The organism is Jiulongibacter sp. NS-SX5 (assembly GCF_052828545.1).
On the sequence record NZ_CM128248.1, the window covers coordinates 670,097 to 688,068 of the forward strand.

The 17,972-nt window shown below is 39.3% G+C and carries 18 protein-coding genes and 1 tRNA gene; 10 read left to right on the plus strand and 9 right to left on the minus strand.

All coding sequences use genetic code 11. The features are described 5' to 3' along the window. The first annotated feature begins 114 nt into the window (after positions 1–114). Genes ACUXV0_RS02865 through ACUXV0_RS02880 form a run of 4 tightly spaced genes read left to right on the plus strand, consistent with a single transcriptional unit; the run spans position 115 to position 2,578 of the window. Complete coding sequence (locus ACUXV0_RS02865; protein ID WP_446191556.1) at positions 115–1,338, plus strand: SufS family cysteine desulfurase; 1,224 nt, start codon at positions 115–117, stop codon at positions 1,336–1,338. 39 nt (positions 1,339–1,377) lie between these two features. Then, on the plus strand, positions 1,378–1,809 hold the full coding sequence (locus ACUXV0_RS02870; protein WP_446191557.1) for a SufE family protein: 432 nt from the start codon (positions 1,378–1,380) through the stop codon (positions 1,807–1,809). A gap of 1 nt (position 1,810) precedes the next feature. Further along, a complete protein-coding gene (locus ACUXV0_RS02875; RefSeq protein ID WP_446191558.1) occupies positions 1,811–2,128 on the plus strand; it encodes an iron-sulfur cluster assembly protein in 318 nt (105 codons plus the stop codon). Between the two features lie 24 nt (positions 2,129–2,152). Then, the gene (locus ACUXV0_RS02880) at positions 2,153–2,578 is read left to right on the plus strand and encodes a BrxA/BrxB family bacilliredoxin (RefSeq protein WP_446191559.1); all 426 of its coding nucleotides are present in this window, start codon (positions 2,153–2,155) and stop codon (positions 2,576–2,578) included. 56 nt (positions 2,579–2,634) lie between these two features. Here the strand turns inward: ACUXV0_RS02880 and hemW are convergent, their stop codons facing one another. The 3 genes from hemW to ACUXV0_RS02895 form a co-directional block, all read right to left on the minus strand. Beyond that, the gene (hemW, locus tag ACUXV0_RS02885; RefSeq protein ID WP_446191560.1) at positions 2,635–3,747 is read right to left on the minus strand and encodes a radical SAM family heme chaperone HemW; all 1,113 of its coding nucleotides are present in this window, start codon (positions 3,745–3,747) and stop codon (positions 2,635–2,637) included. Next, positions 3,747–4,520 carry a class I SAM-dependent methyltransferase gene (locus ACUXV0_RS02890; protein ID WP_446191561.1) on the minus strand — a complete coding sequence of 258 codons (774 nt, stop codon included), beginning with the start codon at positions 4,518–4,520 and terminating at the stop codon, positions 3,747–3,749. Before ACUXV0_RS02890 ends, hemW begins: the two co-directional genes overlap by 1 nt. A 150-nt stretch (positions 4,521–4,670) precedes the next feature. Then, positions 4,671–5,765: a chorismate mutase gene (locus ACUXV0_RS02895; RefSeq protein WP_446191562.1), complete on the minus strand. Its 1,095-nt coding sequence runs from the start codon at positions 5,763–5,765 to the stop codon at positions 4,671–4,673. 210 nt (positions 5,766–5,975) lie between these two features. Between ACUXV0_RS02895 and ACUXV0_RS02900 the strand changes: the two genes are divergently transcribed. Then, complete coding sequence (locus tag ACUXV0_RS02900) at positions 5,976–6,617, plus strand: lipoprotein signal peptidase (protein ID WP_446191563.1); 642 nt, start codon at positions 5,976–5,978, stop codon at positions 6,615–6,617. Beyond that, entirely contained in the window at positions 6,598–6,840 is a 243-nt protein-coding gene (locus ACUXV0_RS02905) for a hypothetical protein (RefSeq protein ID WP_446191564.1), read from the plus strand. The genes ACUXV0_RS02900 and ACUXV0_RS02905 overlap by 20 nt, the downstream gene beginning before the upstream one ends. Position 6,841: 1 nt before the next feature. On the opposite strand, the gene ACUXV0_RS02910 is transcribed toward ACUXV0_RS02905, so the two are convergent. The 3 genes from ACUXV0_RS02910 to purK are packed head-to-tail and all read right to left on the minus strand — an operon-like array spanning position 6,842 to position 9,064. Then, positions 6,842–7,426 (minus strand): LysM peptidoglycan-binding domain-containing protein, encoded by a 585-nt coding sequence (locus ACUXV0_RS02910; RefSeq protein WP_446191565.1) that lies wholly within the window; start codon positions 7,424–7,426, stop codon positions 6,842–6,844. Positions 7,427–7,436: 10 nt separating this feature from the next. Further along, on the minus strand, positions 7,437–7,916 hold the full coding sequence (gene purE / locus ACUXV0_RS02915; RefSeq protein WP_446191566.1) for a 5-(carboxyamino)imidazole ribonucleotide mutase: 480 nt from the start codon (positions 7,914–7,916) through the stop codon (positions 7,437–7,439). Between the two features lie 2 nt (positions 7,917–7,918). Then, complete coding sequence (purK, locus tag ACUXV0_RS02920; RefSeq protein ID WP_446191567.1) at positions 7,919–9,064, minus strand: 5-(carboxyamino)imidazole ribonucleotide synthase; 1,146 nt, start codon at positions 9,062–9,064, stop codon at positions 7,919–7,921. An 87-nt stretch (positions 9,065–9,151) separates the two neighbouring features. Here purK and ACUXV0_RS02925 point away from each other — a divergent pair, with 87 nt between their 5' ends. Further along, positions 9,152–11,953, plus strand: a complete 2,802-nt coding sequence (locus ACUXV0_RS02925; RefSeq protein WP_446191568.1) for a PD-(D/E)XK nuclease family protein — start codon at positions 9,152–9,154, stop codon at positions 11,951–11,953. 62 nt (positions 11,954–12,015) lie between these two features. Here the strand turns inward: ACUXV0_RS02925 and ACUXV0_RS02930 are convergent. The 3 genes from ACUXV0_RS02930 to ACUXV0_RS02940 all read right to left on the minus strand — a co-directional run bounded on the left by ACUXV0_RS02930 (position 12,016) and on the right by ACUXV0_RS02940 (position 14,204). Beyond that, a tRNA-Ser gene (locus ACUXV0_RS02930) sits at positions 12,016–12,100 on the minus strand. 82 nt (positions 12,101–12,182) lie between these two features. After that, positions 12,183–13,466, minus strand: coding sequence for a cryptochrome/photolyase family protein (locus ACUXV0_RS02935; RefSeq protein ID WP_446191569.1), 1,284 nt, complete (start codon positions 13,464–13,466; stop codon positions 12,183–12,185). A 42-nt stretch (positions 13,467–13,508) separates the two neighbouring features. Beyond that, positions 13,509–14,204: an SDR family NAD(P)-dependent oxidoreductase gene (locus tag ACUXV0_RS02940; RefSeq protein ID WP_446191570.1), complete on the minus strand. Its 696-nt coding sequence runs from the start codon at positions 14,202–14,204 to the stop codon at positions 13,509–13,511. A gap of 92 nt (positions 14,205–14,296) precedes the next feature. On the opposite strand from ACUXV0_RS02940, the gene ACUXV0_RS02945 reads away from it, so the two are divergent. Genes ACUXV0_RS02945 through ACUXV0_RS02955 form a run of 3 tightly spaced genes read left to right on the plus strand, consistent with a single transcriptional unit; the run spans position 14,297 to position 17,963 of the window. Then, complete coding sequence (locus ACUXV0_RS02945) at positions 14,297–15,562, plus strand: HD domain-containing protein (protein WP_446191571.1); 1,266 nt, start codon at positions 14,297–14,299, stop codon at positions 15,560–15,562. Beyond that, a complete protein-coding gene (lpxD, locus tag ACUXV0_RS02950) occupies positions 15,559–16,578 on the plus strand; it encodes a UDP-3-O-(3-hydroxymyristoyl)glucosamine N-acyltransferase (RefSeq protein WP_446191572.1) in 1,020 nt (339 codons plus the stop codon). The genes ACUXV0_RS02945 and lpxD overlap by 4 nt, the downstream gene beginning before the upstream one ends. Continuing rightward, positions 16,578–17,963 (plus strand): bifunctional UDP-3-O-[3-hydroxymyristoyl] N-acetylglucosamine deacetylase/3-hydroxyacyl-ACP dehydratase, encoded by a 1,386-nt coding sequence (locus ACUXV0_RS02955; RefSeq protein WP_446191573.1) that lies wholly within the window; start codon positions 16,578–16,580, stop codon positions 17,961–17,963. Before lpxD ends, ACUXV0_RS02955 begins: the two co-directional genes overlap by 1 nt. Positions 17,964–17,972: the final 9 nt, after the last annotated feature.

Here is a 17,972-nt window from a genome sequence, read left to right on the forward strand (position 1 = left end):
ATACCTCAGATTGCCATTCATTAAGTGTAACTTTGCGGCACAGTTTAAAGAATGATCGATTTTATAAACTATAATCCTTTTTGGACTGTTTGATAAGCAAAACGAAGCAAGAAATTGAGTCAACTAAATATAGATAAGATTAGAGCAGATTTTCCTATTCTTCATCAGGAGATAAATGGGAAACCTCTCGTGTACTTTGATAACGCTGCTACTACTCAAAAACCTAAGGCAGTCATAGATGCTTTGAGTGGTTATTATGAAGGTTATAATGCCAATATTCACAGAGGCATTCACCATCTAGCAGAAAAAGCAACTTCTGCTTTTGAAGAAACCAGAAAATCTATTCAGCGATTTTTAAATGCTCCTTCTCATGAAGAAATCATTTTCACCTATGGTACCACAGATGGGATCAATTTAGTAGCTAATACCTACGGTAGAAGCTTTCTGCAAGAGGATGATGAGATCATCATTAGTACTATGGAGCACCATAGCAATATTGTGCCTTGGCAGATGCTTTGTCAGGAGAAAGGTTGTGTTCTAAAAGTTATTCCTATTACAGAGCATGGTGAAATCATCATGGAGGAGTATGTCAAATTACTCTCAGAAAAAACGAAAATAGTCTCTGTAGTTTATGCTTCCAACGCTCTAGGAACGGTAAACGCAATTAAGGAAATCATAGAGGAAGCACATAAAGTAGGTGCCGTTACTTTGGTAGATGGTGCACAGGCTACCTCTCACATCAAAATAGATGTACAAGAGCTAGATGCTGATTTTTTCTGCTTCTCAGCCCATAAATTATATGGTCCAACTGGAATGGGTGCCATGTATGGCAAGAGAGAATTATTGGATAAAATGCCACCATGGAGAGGCGGTGGTGAAATGATCAAAGAAGTTACTTTTGAACATACTTCCTTCAATGAGCTTCCATATAAGTTTGAGGCTGGCACACCAAATATAGCTGACGTAATCGCCTTAAATACAGCCTTGGATTATGTCAATGATTTAGGTCTTGAAAATATTGCTGCTTACGAACAGGAGTTGCTTGAGTATGCTACAGAAAAGCTACAGGCCATAGATGGGCTAAAAATTATAGGTCAGGCAGCGGAGAAAGTATCGGTAATTTCGTTTGTTATTGATGGTATTCATCCTCAGGATATCGGTGTTTTACTAGATCAACAAGGAATTGCCATTAGAACAGGTCATCATTGTACCCAACCTTTAATGCAACGTTTCGGCATTGTCGGAACTTCAAGAGCCTCTTTTGCAGTTTACAACACGAAAGAGGAGATTGATAAGTTGGCAGAAGGTTTATTAAAGGTTAAACGTTTTTTAATGTAATTTGGATATAGTTAGCTTATAAGCTAGCTGTGAGAGAATATGACAATAAACGAAATACAAGACGAAATCATTGAAGACTTTGAACTCTTTGATGACTGGGAAGGAAAATACGAGTACATCATCGACTTAGGTAAAAAATTGCCTGAGTTAGATGAGAAACACAAAACTGATGAGAACATCATCAAAGGGTGTCAGTCGGTGGTTTGGTTACACGCTCATGAAAATGATGGTAAAGTATTCTTTGAAGCAGATAGTCAAGCCATCATAGTCAAAGGATTGGTGAGTATGCTGACAAAAGTGCTGAGCGGTCAAAAAGCAGAAGACATCATGAAGGCTGACTTGTATTTTATAGAAAAAGTAGGCCTTGCAGGTCATTTGGCTCAAACCCGGTCAAACGGGCTGGCGGCAATGTTAAAACAAATGAAAAATTACGCTTTGGTGTTTACCAGTAAAGAAGCGGTTTCTAAATAAAATGACAGAAGCAGAATTAGAATTAAAAGATAAGGTAGTAGCGGCCATAAAAGAAGTTTATGACCCTGAGATACCGGTAGACGTTTTTGAACTGGGATTAATCTATGAGATTAAAATCTTTCCGGTGAATAACGTTTATATATTAATGACCTTGACATCGCCTTCTTGCCCCTCTGCAGAGCAAATCCCGAGTGAAATTGAGATGAAAGCCAGAGAAGTAGAAGGTGTAAGTGATGTAACCGTGGAGCTTACTTTTGATCCACCATACAGCACAGAGATGATGTCAGAAGTTGCCAAGCTAGAGCTTGGTTTTATGTAGAATTTTTAAAGAAAAGTAGATCATATGTATCCTCCTCAATTAGTAGCACCAATGAAGGCTCAGTTAACTGATGCCGGCTTTACCGAACTGCTTTCAGCAGCTGACGTAGACAAGTTTTTTGAAGATCAGAAAGGAACAGCGTTGATTGTAATCAACTCAGTTTGTGGATGTGCCGCCGGTACTTGTCGTCCAGGTGTATTGGGCTCATTGCAGAAAGCAAGTGTTAAGCCAGATCAGCTGGTAACTGTTTTTGCCGGTTTTGATGTAGAAGCTACGCAAAGAATGCGTGAATATATCCCAATGCCACCTTCTTCACCTTCAATCGCCCTTTTTAAGGACGGTGAGTTAGTTCATTTTGTTGAACGTCATCACATTGAGGGTCGCTCTGCTGAAATGATAGCACAGCACCTTGAAATGGTATTTGATGAAGTTTGTGGAGCTGAGGCTTAATAAGAAACAAACGTTATTGTAGAATAGAAGCACCGGATGAGTAATTCGGTGCTTTTTTAAGTAAAAAATAGATCTGAGGCAATGCCATCGGCAATTAGCTTACCCTTATCGGTCAAAACTAAACGATTGCCATCTTTGAGTAAGTCACCCTCTTGTTCAAAGAAGTGAGTAGTCTTTTCAAAATCGGAATTAATCAAATCTTCAATTTTTGCTAAATCTAGGCCCCATTTCGTTCTAAGACCCGTCATGATTAATTCATTTGCTATGTCAACCTTAGTCAACTCTTCTAGTTCAAAATCAACTATACCTTGATTTATAGATCGAATGTATTTCGCATTATTCGCCACATTCCATTGACGACTAACCCCATTAAAAGAATGAGCTGAGGGGCCAATCCCTAAATATTCTTCACCTTGCCAATAAGAAGTATTATGTTTTGCATAGTGTTGATCTCTTGAAAAATTTGAAATCTCATATTGTTCTACCCCTTGAGACCTCGTTTGATCAAGAAGATAATTAAACTGCTCTGCGGCGAACTCCTCACTGACTTGTTTGATTTGATTTTTCTTGAGTTGGGCACCAAAGACTGTTTTTTCTTCAATGGTAAGACAATAGGCCGATAAGTGAGTAAAATCAAATTGTAGTGCCGTGTCAAGATTCTTCTTCCATATATCATGCGATTTTGAAGGAATCCCGTAAATCAAGTCAATGCTGAAATCATTAAATCCTTCAGCTAAAGACATCTTTATGCAGTCAATGGCATGCTTGGAAGTATGTGCTCTATTTAGGTAGACTAGCTGCTCATCATTAAATGTCTGAATTCCCAAACTCAGGCGATTAATACCTAATTCTCTCCAGTCCTTAAGTTTGCCCTCGGTAATATCATCTGGATTAGCTTCCAGAGTGATTTCAGCTTCTTGGTCTAAGCTGTAATGCTTATTTATCTCATCTAGAATATTCTCAAGATCACTACGATCGAGTAGGGAAGGGGTACCCCCTCCAAAGTAAATGGTTTGCAGCCTTTTATCATTAAGGTAATTTTTTTGTAGAACTATTTCCTTTATTAAAGCCTCTACAAGGTCATTTTTATACTTAAGATTAGTAGAAAAATGAAAATCACAATAATAACAGGCCTGCTTGCAAAAAGGAATGTGAAGATAAAGGTGCATTATTTAGTGCCTATGAAATAGAAATCTAGGCTTTCTTCAGGCTCTAAACATACGAAATAGTCTTTCCAATCAATACTGGCAGCCAACTCATCCTGTCCGCCTGAAAGCTTATTTCTGTTCTTTCTGTTCATATACTCATACGGTATTCTTAGAATCCAGGAAGGCAGTTTGTGCTGTAGATCTAAAACATCCCATTTCATCATATTTTGAACAGAAATCTTATTTTTCTCGTAGTAATCCCAGACTTTGTCGTTGCCGTTAACACCTAAAGTGTCAACAGTTTTGAAATACTTCTCCATGAGTGTTTTAAGCTCTTTGGTGAAATATTCTCTCACATGCCACGGGTTTCGGCTTAAGGAGAACTTTTTATTGACAGTAGTCAAAATTATTTTACCTCCTGGCTTTAAAACACGGTGTGCTTCTTCCAGGAATTTGTGGTCATCCTGCACGTGCTCTATCACTTGAAACGTAACCACAAAATCAAAGGTATTGTCTTCAAATCGAGATAGATCCGGGAAACTCGCTGTTTGAAAAGTAGAGTCCGGATATTGCTTTTGCAAAGCTGCAATCAACTCCGCGTTTTTGTCCAGCCCCGTGTAATGGTCACAAGAAGCAATTAATTTCTCTACTCCACGGCCCCAACCGCAACCTAACTCCAAAACATTTCCTTTTAATGATTTCGAAACTTCTTCATAAGGAAAGTATAATCGCTGGTGAACAGGATTGTCAGATGCTATTTCGGCACTGGTGATTTCGGTGGTAGCGTAACTCATTTTATTAGGAATTGCATTTGTATACATCAATGGTTTTACCAAAATGATGCCATTTGGTTTCAAAGATACATATTTGGCGGTAAACCTTTATAAACCAAAAAGACCTGGCTTTTGTAGACCAGGTCTTTCGAGTTAAATATTATTCAGACCTTATGCAGGTTGCTGATTCATTACTTCTGTTTGCTTTCTAATTGATTCCATGTGAATCAGTTTGAAAAGCTCTTCTACTGTCTCAGAGTAAAGGTTTAATTCCTGACCCCATTTAGCACGAGAATCATGAACCTTATTCCATCTGTCTAACTGAAGTACAGCTACGTTATTGTCTCTTTTGTATTCGCCAAGTTGCTCTACTACAGACATTCTGGCTGCGATTACCTCAAGAAGCTCTCTGTCAAGGTTATCTAGTCTACCTCTTAGTCTATCAAGCTCATCCTGGAAGTCTGCACCGTATGATTCATTTCTGAATTCAATGCCTTTCAACATTTCACCTAACGCGACAGGAGTTAACTGCTGAGCAGCATCAGACCATGCTTCATCCGGGTTTCTATGAGATTCAATGATTAAACCATCATAGTTTAAGTCCATTGCTCTTTGAGTAAGCTCGGCCAAATACTCACGCTTACCTGCCATGTGGCTAGGGTCACCGATCATCGGTATATCCGGGAAGATTGACTTAAACTGTACAGCGATCTGCCACATTGGAGAGTTTCTGTATTTGGCTTCCTGAGCATTTGAGAAACCTCTGTGGATAGCTCCTAATTTAGTGATACCTGCACCAGCAATACGCTCAAATGCACCTACCCATAAAGCTAAATCAGGGTTAACCGGGTTTTTGATAAATACTGGAACGTCTACTCCTTTCAATGAATCTGCTAGATCCTGTACGTTGAAAGGGTTTACTGTAGTTCTGGCACCTACCCATAGGGCATCAACTCCATAATTTAGAGCTAATTCAACGTGCTCAGGGGTAGCAACTTCACAAGAAATAGGAAGACCTGTCTCTTCTTTTGCTTTCTGTAACCAAGGCAAAGCCGGCTCACCAACACCTTCAAAACTACCTGGTCTGGTACGTGGTTTCCAAACACCTGCTCTTAAGATGTGAGCATATCCTTCTTTTGCAATAGCTCTGGCTGTTTCCAGGTACTGCTCTTCCGTCTCTGCACTACACGGACCGGCAATCATTAATGGTTTTCCTCCAGTATCAATCCAGCTACTAAGAGGGTCGGTTTTCAATTGTACGTTCATCGTCTACAAATTCAAGCTTTCGCCTATGGTTCCTAAAACTGTTTTATTTGAGGTTTTCTTTGAATCTACCTCATTTTAAGGGTGCAAAGATAACAGATAAAGTTTGAATTAATTCTCTAAGGAATATAAAAAAAGCTATGGTGAGTTTTAATAAAAGCCTTTATTTTGTGCTTACACATTGTGACTTCTAAGACGGCTAAATTTTTTTGAATGAAATCGCCCTTTAAGTTTTACTTATTCGCTATTACTTTAATTGTTATTGACCAAGCCATAAAGCTTTGGATGCACTTTGAGGTGATTCCAAACCATTTTGGTGAAATTGATATCATCCCGGGATTTTTTAAACTGCACTACATTACCAATAAAGGAATGGCCTTTGGAATGGAATTAGGAGGCAGTTATGGCAAACTGATTCTTACCTCTTTCAGATTGGTGGCTATGGGTGTTATAGTGTACCTCCTTGCGAAACTAGCAAGAAAGGGCTCACCCGATGGTCTTTTATGGAGTATGGCAGCTATTCTTGCAGGGGCAATTGGCAACGTCATTGATAGTATTTTTTATGGCGTATGGTTAAACAATGCTCCTTTTGATGCACCTTCACCTTGGTTCCATGGTCAGGTCATAGATATGTTTTATGCCTACGGATTAGACGGCTACTGGCCAGACTGGGTGCCTTTCTTAGGCGGATCTTACAATAATACACCTATCTTTAATTTTGCAGATGCATGTATTTTTGTTGGTGTTGTAACCATCTTGATATTCCAGAAATCATTTATCGACCAACCGGTTCAAAGAGAATCATCGAATTATCAAACAGTAATTGATACAGAATATGACAACGAAGAGAAGTAATTGGATCACGGCTTTAATTATCCTAGCCACGTTTATCCTTATCTTTTTACCTGTTCAGGTAGCCTCTCCTAAAATCCAGCGGATGATTGTAACGGCAGTGGGTGCTGGTTCTATTTTGCTTCAATTGCTTCTCATAAGATCATCTAAAGAAAAAGCCCAGAGCTTTTTAGTTCTGGGCCTTACCATTGCGGCTATTGCCTTAATGTTTGTCGCTTACGCGTAGTTTATTTCTTTTCCTTAAATGGAATAAGAAGCTTCTCACCACGCTCAGCGTAGTTCTTAGTTTTACCGTTTGCTTTCATTAAAGCGTCAACGGTAATTCCATATTTACCTCCTACCACTCTTAATATGTCTCCAGGGCCTACCGTATGAATTGCCATCACAGGAACCTGTAATTTTTTACCAACACTTAATGACTTGGCAGTAACTCCATCATTATAAGATTGTAGAGTACTTAATTCAATATTATATCTGCTAGCAATGCTAAACATTGTTTCACCAGATGAAACTGTATGCGTTGCCACTTTGGCATCGCCAAATACTGGTTTTCCTGCAGCAGGTTTGGCTACTTCAGGAGACTCTTCTACTTCTTCAGAGGTAGCCTCAGCTATGTCCTCTGAAACTGGTTCTTCTCTGATGACTTCAGCAGCCGGGTGTTCAAGCTCGGCTACAGTAGATGCTTCATCAGAAATCATTTGCCAACCCACATATAATAGTAAACATACAATCCCCACCAAGCTTATCAGGACTGCCATTGGCAGGTTCTTAGAGGCTTCTTCCGGTTTAGGATTTCTTTTTTCAAATTCCATAGTTATTCAATTAAGCACGTACTTCCTGGCTCATTTTAGCCACTTTATCTTTTAATTTTTCTTTGTACTCGTCTAGTTGCTTGGCTACTGATTCATCAGCTGAACCCAAAATCTGTAATGCCAGCAAACCTGCATTCTGACTGGCGTTTAATGCCACAGTAGCCACTGGTACACCATTTGGCATCTGTAGAATAGATAATACAGAATCCCAACCGTCGATGGAGTTACTTGATTTTACAGGAACCCCAATAACAGGTAATGAGGTACAAGAAGCCACCATTCCTGGCAAATGAGCTGCACCACCTGCTCCTGCGATGATCACCTTCACGCCACGTTCTCTGGCAGTTTGGGCAAAATCTATCATTTTAATAGGTGTTCTATGTGCTGAAACGATATCCACTTCATGGCTGATTCCGAACTCAGCAATGATATCGATAGCACCCTGCATTACTTTGAGATCAGAGCTTGATCCCATAATGATACTGATCATTCTTATTGTGTTTTGCTCACTACCTTGAGCGTATTTTTAACAAAATTCACCTTTTCTTCTAACTTATCAAAATCGCTGTCGACGATACTCACATGGCCCATTTTACGAAAAGGTTTTGTCATTGCTTTTCCATACAAAAACGGGTGAACTCCAGATACTTCCAGCACCTCATCCATTCCTTCATATTGAGCAGGACCTGTATGTCCATCTTCACCTAATAAATTGACCATGGCAGATGGTGCTACAGCCTCTGTGTTTCCTAAAGGTAAACCTAGAATAGCTCTCAAATGTTGTTCAAATTGTGAAACAAAATTGGCTCTTAATGTATGGTGACCACTATTATGAGGTCTTGGTGCCACCTCATTAATCAATATTTCGCCTTCTTTTGTGAGAAACATTTCCACTGCCAATAAACCAACAATGCCAAAGGCTGATGCCGTTTCAATTGCCAACTTTGAGGCTTTCTCTTCTATTTCCTGGCTGATTTTAGCCGGAGCAAAAAGGTATTCTACCAGATTGGCTTCCGGGTGAAAAACCATCTCCACCACAGGAAAAGTCTTCATTTCGCCAGACTCAGAACGTGCCACTACCACGGCTAATTCCTTTTCAAAATCAATTAGCTTCTCAACCAGAGAGGGTTCTACAAAGGCTTTATCAAAGTCAGATTCAATTCTTATTATTTGGACTCCTTTACCATCGTAGCCACCTTCACCTAATTTATTGACAAAAGGTAGCTCTAAGCCACATTCCTTTACTGCTTCTTTCGTATCCGTCAAAACGAAATCAGAAGTAGGTAGCTTGTGTTCTTGGTAAAATGCCTTTTGAACACGCTTATTCTTGATTTTGCGAAGTATAGAAGGCTGAGGGAATACTTTTTTGCCTTGCTTCTCCAGATCTTCAAGGGCCTCCAAATTCACGTTTTCTATCTCAATAGTGATGATATCACAATCCTCGGCAAAGTCCATGACTGTTTGATAATCACGGAAGTTGCCCACTACAAACTCATGAGCAATGTATTTACAAGGTGCCGAAGGGTCCGGATCGATGGCTTTGATATGAATATCAAAGTCTATAGCTGACTGAATCAGCATTCTACCCAACTGACCACCACCTAAAATTCCTAGTTTCTTCTCCGTACTGTAAGGCATAAGTCAATATTTGGCTGCAAAAATAGGAAGCCATAGATAAAAGCACTTAATATTGTTAGAATACTTACAGCAGCACACCCATTATACATGAGATTTCTACAAAAGTCAGCTATAGAAATATTTAAAAACCATTCACTTCAGGATTTAAGAGATGTGTGCGTAATTCTGCCGAGTAGGAGATCAACTTTTTTCTTTAAGAAAGAGCTTTCTGAGCTTTCTGAAAAGCCTTTTGTCTCACCTCATGTTTTTGCTATTGATGATTTTGTGACAGAACTCTCTGAGTTACAGATCTCTGATCAGGTTTCATTGATCTTTGACCTTTTTCATCTTTATAAAAAACACGACCCTGAAGTTAGTTTTGAAGAATTTATCACCTGGGGAAGTACCATCTTAAAGGATTTTGATCTGATCGATCAATACCTCGTACCTGATGTCAAGGGCTTGTATTCTTATATGAGTGAAGCTGAGGCTCTAAGTCGTTGGGACGTCTCGGCAGATGCTGAATTTAGCTTTAGTTCAGGGTCAAAAGCCTATTTTTCTTTTTTTGAGACCATAGGTAAAGTCTACTTTGAGCTTAAACAACAACTCCAAAGCAGTGGTAAGTCCTATAAAGGAATGGCATACAGGAACGTAGCAGAAGGTTTTGATCAAGTTCTCTCTGAGGATTTGCCTTATCTGCATTACTATTTTGTAGGTCTAAATGCACTCAGTTTATCGGAGGAAAAAATCATTACCAAATTAGTGAAGTCTCAAAAGGGTACTTGCTTTTGGGATACCGATGCTTGGTTTATGGATAGCAAACATCAAGCGGGAGATGTATTAAGGAGATACAGAAATAGTGGAATTTTTGGTTCATGGAATAAGCCGGAAAACTTACTAGCCACTGATGATAAAGTTATCAATGTATACAACAGCCCTTTTGAGACTTTACAATCAAAAATAGGAGCAGATCAGTTTGAGGGTGGCTCAACTGTGTTTGTAGTTCCTGATGAAAACTTAATTCAACCGCTTCTATTCTCTTTAGGCTCTGATGTAGAGGATTATAATATCACAATGGGTCTTGGTATGGGCCAGTCTAAAATTGCGGTATTGATGAATAATCATTTTGCTCTGCAAACCGAGGGGAATTTTACAGATCAAAGTTCTGCCAAGTATAATCATCGGTATCTTCTAAGGATTCTCAACAATCCGTTAATTCAGCTTTACGAGCTCTACAAATATCCCATTGAGAAGCCATATCAGACTCTTGCTCAAACCATAAAGACCAAGAATCTGGTTTACATTTCGCAGGAGGAACTCCTTTCAAAGGTCAATAATGACGAATTATTTCAACTGCTTTTTACGCATACTGATGGTAAACCACTTGAACTCGTTCAAAATCAGCGAGCCATTTTAGAACTACTCCAAAGCACAATAGCACCCGAACTCGACGGTATGGAGAAAGAGTTTTTCGTCTTGTATTTTTCTATCCTGAATAGGCTCTCTGATGAACTGAAAGAACATTCAGACTTAACGCTGGACGGACTGATGGCTTTAATGAAAGAGCTGATCAAACAACAAAGAGTCCCGTTCACCGGCGAGCCCGTGGCAAACCTCCAAATCATGAGTTTGTTGGAAACTCGTTGTCTGGATTTTGAGCATGTTGTGCTTTACTCTTTCAATGAAGGAGTGGTTCCATCGTCTCAAAAAAACAACTCCATGATTCCTTTTGAGGCTTGTTTAGAGTATGGTATTCCCGTTTTCTCTGATCAGGATAGTATTATGGCGTACCACTTTTTCAGACTTATGATGAGAGCAAAAAAGGTGGATATTATTTATGCTTCTTCAGGAACAACGGGGGTAGGAGGAGCCAAGGAGAAGAGTCGATTTGTCTTACAATTATTGAACAATCTTGCACCGGTCAACAAAGGTCTCAAAATCACAGAACATGATCTAGACTTTGTCAATTCGTCTGACAATCAGGATGAAATCGTGGTTGAAAAGACGCCCGAATTGATTGAAAAAATTAAAAAGTATCTGGAAACCAAAGGGATTTCTGCTTCTGCATTAAATCAGTATTACAACTGCCCACTGGACTTTTATTTCTCGAAAATCCTTCGAGTTGGCGAACAGGAAGAGGTAGAAGAAGTCTTCGGCTCCAATGTTTTCGGAAATTGGATTCATTACAGCATTGAGAAAATTGCCAAAGAAATCATTCTTGAGAAAAATCTGATTGATGAACAATTAAAGCCGCGTGTATTATCGGCAATTCCAAAAGTATTAGATGAAGTTTTTAAAAAGAATTTTTCTGGTTATCAGGCAGATAGGGGAGTAAACTATATCTACCGGGAAATGGCGAAAAAGTTGCTTCATCAATACTACGAGCATCAAGTGTTCAAAGGGCAGGATAAGATGATTATCGCCTCAGAACTTGGTCTCTTTCATGTTTTTGAATTACAAGGTCTTAAAGTCAAGTTGAATGGAAATATCGACAGTGTAGAAATGCATGATGGTCAGCTCCACTTGATAGATTTTAAAACGGGTAAGGTAGAGCCGGCACAGCTAAAGACAAAAGGTCAACAAAGTATAGAGGAGTCTTTCAGGGAAGCAGATAAAGATAAATTCCGTCAGTTACTGATCTATAAGTACCTGACTTTAAAAGAGCTTCAGAAAAGTGGGAAATTAAACAAGTACACCCTTAATAAAAGCCAGCAGGTTTATGCTGGTATGATTTCTTTTAGAGATCTAAAAACATACCGTCATCAGGAGGATTATTCTGCCCTTGAGCTTGAGTCAGGAGTGGAAAACGCTCTGGATCATTTCATTAGTGAAATTCTTAATCCTAATATTCCATTTGAGCATTCGACGAAGACAAAATACGATTGTAAATTTTGTTCAATGATTCTTTAAAAACAACAGGACATGAAGGCTGGAAACGAAAAAAGCTCCGATTTCTCGGAGCTTTTTGTTTGCAGAGGGAGAGGGATTCGAACCCCCGGACCTTTGACAGTCAATGGTTTTCAAGACCACCGCATTCGACCACTCTGCCATCCCTCTATTCGAATGTGGATGCAAAAGTATTTTGTCAGATTCGATTTGTCAAGCGTTTGAATGTATTTTTTTTGAATAAATATGGGCCTTATGAGTCAATCCCCTCTTTATAAGTGTCTAATGCTCTTTGACGAGCTTCCTTATGATCTACCATTGGATCTATGTATTTATCTGTACCGAACTCAGGCACCCATTTTTTGATGTATTCATGTTTTTTATCAAACTTTTCAATCTGCGTCATAGGGTTAAAAACTCTGAAATAGGGTGCTGCATCGCATCCTGTACCCGCTGCCCATTGCCAGTTTCCGTTATTCGACGAAAGTTCATAATCAAGTAGCTTTTGAGCGAAGTAGGCTTCTCCCCATTTCCAGTCAATAAGTAAATGCTTACATAGAAAACTGGCTACCACCATTCTTACACGATTATGCATATAACCTGTGGCATTCAATTCTCTCATTCCGGCATCTACCATTCCATATCCGGTTTTCCCTTTCTTCCATTTTTCAAACTCCTCTTCATTATTTCTCCATTGAATTCCGTCATATTTTGACCTGAAATTATGGTCTACAACTATAGGGAAATGATAAAGTATCTGCATAAAAAATTCTCTCCAAATCAGTTCATTCATGAACTTCTGTTCACTTTTAAAAAGACCTGAGATGATATTGCGAATACTTACTGTACCAAAACGTAGGTGAGGACTTAAATAAGACGTAGCATCCTTAGCAGGGAAGTTTCTTACTGCCCCATACTTTTCTAAATCACTTAAATCATAGTCTTTGACTTCAATCTCTGACTTTTTAAATCCAATATCTTCTAATGATGGAAACTCGAATTCTTTTTCAAAGAATGAAGGCTTCTTGGGTATGTCAGATACTTCTGAATCCTTTTTCGTGTAAATACTGAGCCATTTGTTTTTATAAGGGGTATAGACGGTATATGGATTTCCATCATCCTTTAAAACCTCTTTCTCTTCAAAAATTACCTGGTCTTTGAATCGTTTGAATTCAACACCTTTGTCTTCGGCCAGATCACGGATTTTACCGTCACGCCTTCTGGCGTATGGTTCATAATCTTTATTGGTATATATGGCCTCCAATTCGTGTTCTTCCATTAGTTCTGCCCATACGTCTGATGGAGTACCCTTCTTAACCAGAAGCGAAGAGCCATGCTTTTTTAGTTGATCGTTAACTTTTGCCAGTTGCTGATGAATGAACGTCACTCTGGCATCATCCTCAGGTAATTCTTTAAGAATGGAATCATCAAAAATAAACAAACATAGAACAGGCTTTCCTGCCTCCAATGCAGCATTTAAGCCTTTATTATCAAATAGTCTCAGATCTCTTCTGAACCAAAAAATATTGATTTTCATGTGTTAAATTATTCTTCAAATAAATCAGCGATGATTTTACACTTAGTTTTTAATGGTTGAAATTCCACCATCCAATTGAATTACCTGACCCGTCATCCAGGATGAATCTTCCGAAAGTAGGTAAGACGTTAGTTTGGCTATATCCTTAGGTGTACCTACTCTTTTTAAAGGATGTCTCTCTGCATTTGCTTCCATTTTTTGTTCTGAATTTAGAAGCTTGCCAGCCAATGGCGTGTTTGTGATGGACGGGGCTATACTGTTTATTCGTACCGAAGGAGCGAGCTCAGCCGATAAGGCTCTTGTCAGACCCTCAATCGCTCCCTTGCTGGCTGAAACCTGTGCATGAAACGGAAAACCTGATTGCACTGCTACTGTTGAATAGGTTACAATCGAACCATTATTTGAAGCTTTGAGAGCGTTTATTGAATTTTTTAATACCTCTGTGAACCCAACAACCTGTAACTGATAATCCTGAAGAAAGTCCTCAGTTTTGAAACGATTGAAAGGTTTCAATTGAATAGAACCAGGACAATAAACCAGTCCATCTAATTGCTCTGGTATGAAATCAAGACTCTCGATATTCATTACATCCAGATGGTGTGCCTCCAGCTTACCCTTTGGCTCTATGCTGTTTGAATTGTATGTTCCAATGACTTTATGACCTTGTGACAATAACTCTTCAGCAACGCTACTCCCGACGCCTCCTGAAGCTCCGATGACTAAATATGTTTTCTCCATGCACTAGAAACGTGTAGATACATACATTGGTTTATATTTCTTTAAAATGTGTTTAAATCGTACTTCCAAAGGGTTTAACTATTTTTGCGGCAATGAAGAACAAGCGGAAGATTTTTAACGACCCCGTTTACGGTTTTGTCAAAATCCCTAACGACCTCATTTTTGATCTCGTAGAGCACAAATATTTTCAAAGACTAAGAAGGATCAAGCAACTTGGACTAGCCGATTTTGTATATCCAGGAGCCTTGCATTCACGATTTCAGCATGCGGTAGGAGCTATGCACCTCATGTCTCAAACTTTAAATGCACTAGAGTCAAAAGGGATTATGATTATGGATATTGAGCGGGAAGCTGCTCAGATTGCCATTCTTCTTCATGACATTGGTCACGGACCTTTCTCTCATGTTCTTGAGTATAGTATTTTGGATGGAGTGGCCCATGAATCCATCACTGAGATGATCATGGAGCGATTGAATAAAGAGCATAACGGTAGCCTTCAAATGGCTATTCAGATGTTTAGAAACTCATATGATAGACCGTTTTTTCATCAATTAATCTCTAGCCAATTAGATATGGACCGCATGGACTATATCAATAGGGATAGCTTCTTTACCGGGGTGGCAGAGGGGAGCATTGGAGTAGAGCGTATCATCAAAATGTTTACGGTTATTGAGAATAGATTGCTCGTTGAGCAAAAAGGTCTGTTGAGCGTCGAGAATTTCCTCAATGCCAGGAGAATGATGTATTGGCAGGTTTATCTCCACAAAACTTCTGTGAGTGCTGAAGTAGTGTTAACCAAGGCTCTGGAGAGGGCAAAATTCCTAATCAGGAAAGGAATAGAATGCTTTTGTTCTGACAATCTGAGACCATTTTTGGAGAAACCAGTGGGCAAAGACTTATTTACTACAAACTCCAAATACCTCGATTATTTCCTGAGTTTAGATGATACCGATATTTGGTTTGCCATGAAAACCTGGCAAAATTCTGAGGATCACATTTTACAAATGTTGGCTAACTCGTTTGTGAATAGAAGATTGTATAAAGTGGCACTCTTTGATGGTAAGGTGGAGCCTGAACTTATTGACAGTTTAAAGTCGAAATTGCTTCAGCAAGGTATAAGTCCTAATAACCTGAAGTATTACTACCAAACCGGAAAAGTGAGCAATTCCGGCTACATACCTGAAAACAGCTCAATAGGTATTTATATGAAGTCTGGAGAGATAAAAGAAGTCTCCGATGCCTCTGACTTACCCACTATCAAGGCCTTAGGTAAGATCGTAGAAAAACACTACCTATGTTGGACGAATGACGTATATTTGCAGGACGAAATCTATAAAAGCCGGAAGCAACTGGTATGAAGTTCACCATTCGTCAAATCGCGGATTTAATTAACGGGAAAGTAGAAGGAGACGACACTTTAGAGATTAATCAATTCTACAAAATAGAAGAAGGTAAGGAGGGAGGTATTTCTTTTTTGGCAAACCCGAAATACGAGAACTTTATTTACGAAACGGATTCCTCAGCTGTTATTGTCGCCGATTCTTTTGCACCGCAAAAAAGCATAAAGTCATCTCTCATTAAGGTCAAAGACCCATATGCTTCTTTCACTTTACTGCTGGGTGAGTATGAAAAACTCATTAAAGCTCGTAAAAGCGGAATTGAAGAACCCGTGTACATCGCAAAAGACTTCAAAGCGGCACAGGATATTTATATCGGTGCTTTTACCTCAATATCTTCTGGAGTAAAAGTGGGTAAAGGTTGTCAGATTCACTCTCAGGTTAGAATAGAAGAGAATGTGCAGATCGGTGACAACTGTGTAATCCATTCAGGAGTCAAAATACTGAAGGACACTGTTATCGGAGATAATTGTGTCATTCATGCAGGAGCCGTTATCGGATGTGATGGTTTTGGTTTTGCTCCGCAAGCAGATGGTACATATGACACCATTCCTCAACTTGGAAATGTAACTGTTGGAAATAATGTGAGCATAGGAGCCAATAGTACAATCGACAGAGCCACGATGGGTAGCACCGTAATTTCGGATGGTGTGAAGATTGATAATCTGGTTCAAATTGCCCACAATGTAACTATTGGTAAAAATACAGTTATAGCCGCACAAACTGGCGTGGCTGGCTCAACGAAAATAGGAGCTGGCTGTGTTGTAGGTGGCCAGGTTGGTTTTGTAGGGCATATTGAAATAGCTGACGGTACTAAAATAGGTGCACAAACAGGCGTAAACAGTTCTATCAAAGAGAAAGGAACAAGTATAGCGGGCACTCCACACGATAGTTTAAAACGACATTTAAAATCACAGGTATACCTACGGAAACTACCTGAAATTATAAGAGATATAGAAGCTAAAACAGCAGAATAATGAATTCGAAACAGTCTTCAATTAGTAAAGAAGCCTCCATTAGTGGTGTTGGTCTGCATTCTGGGGAGCAAGTAAACCTAACAGTAGCTCCGGCCCCAATAAATCATGGCATCGTATTTCAAAGAATCGATCTTGAGAGCGAGCCAAAAGTTCCTGCACTTGTAGATTACGTGGTAGATACGTCTAGAGGTACCGTTCTTGAAAAAGATGGAGCAAAGGTGCAAACTACCGAACATATCTTATCTGCTGTTGGTGCTTTGCAGATCGACAACCTGTTGATCAAAATTGATGGACCTGAAATTCCGATTCTAGATGGAAGTGCCATTGAATTCATTAACCTTCTTGAAAAAGCGGGTATTGAGGAGCAAAATGCATTGAGAAATTACTTCAATGTTACAGAGGCTATACAAATCAATAATGAAGACCATAGTGTTGAATTGGCGGCTTTGCCTTTGGACGACTACCGTCTTACAGTAATGGTTGATTATAAATCAAAAGTCATTAGTTCACAGCATGCTCAATTACACAATCTAAAGGACTATAAAGAGTATATTGCTCCTTGTAGAACTTTTGTATTTGTACATGAACTTGAGGCTCTTCATCAAGCGGGACTGATTAAAGGTGGAGATTTAAGTAATGCCGTAGTTATTGCAGAAGAAGCCGTCAGCGATGAAAAATTACAAGAACTTGCTACACTTTTAGGTAAGGATAAAATAGAAATCGGTGAATCTGGTATAGTTAATAAAGAGCCTTTAAAGTTCAAGAATGAACCTGCAAGACATAAACTATTGGATTTAATTGGTGATTTGGTACTTGTTGGGAGACCGTTAAAGGCACATATTTTGGCGGCAAGACCTGGTCATGCGGCGAATGTAGATTTGGCCAAAGCCATAAAGAAAGCAATAGCAGCAAGCGATAAGGCAGCACCTACTTTTGATCCTAATGCAGAACCAGTTTTTGATGTCAACGGAATTGCACAGCTTTTACCTCACCGATATCCCTTCCAATTGGTGGATAAGGTGGTCTCATTAGATGGTACATCCGTAGTTGGTATCAAGAATATCACCATGAATGAACCTCAGTTTACAGGTCATTTCCCTGATAATCCGGTGATGCCCGGTGTGTTACAGGTAGAGGCCATTGCCCAAACAGGTGGTGTACTGGTTTTAACTTCTACCGGCGAGCCTGAAGCATACTGGCCATATTTGGTGGGAATTGATAAATGTAGATTTTTCAAAAATGTTTTACCCGGTGATACGTTAGTTATGAAATGTACGCTCCTGGCACCTATCCGTCTGGGCGTAGCTAAAATGCATGGAGAAGCTTGGGTAGGGGATAAAATGGTCTGCAGTGTCGATATGACAGCAAGACTAGTTAGAAAATAAACTCAGAAC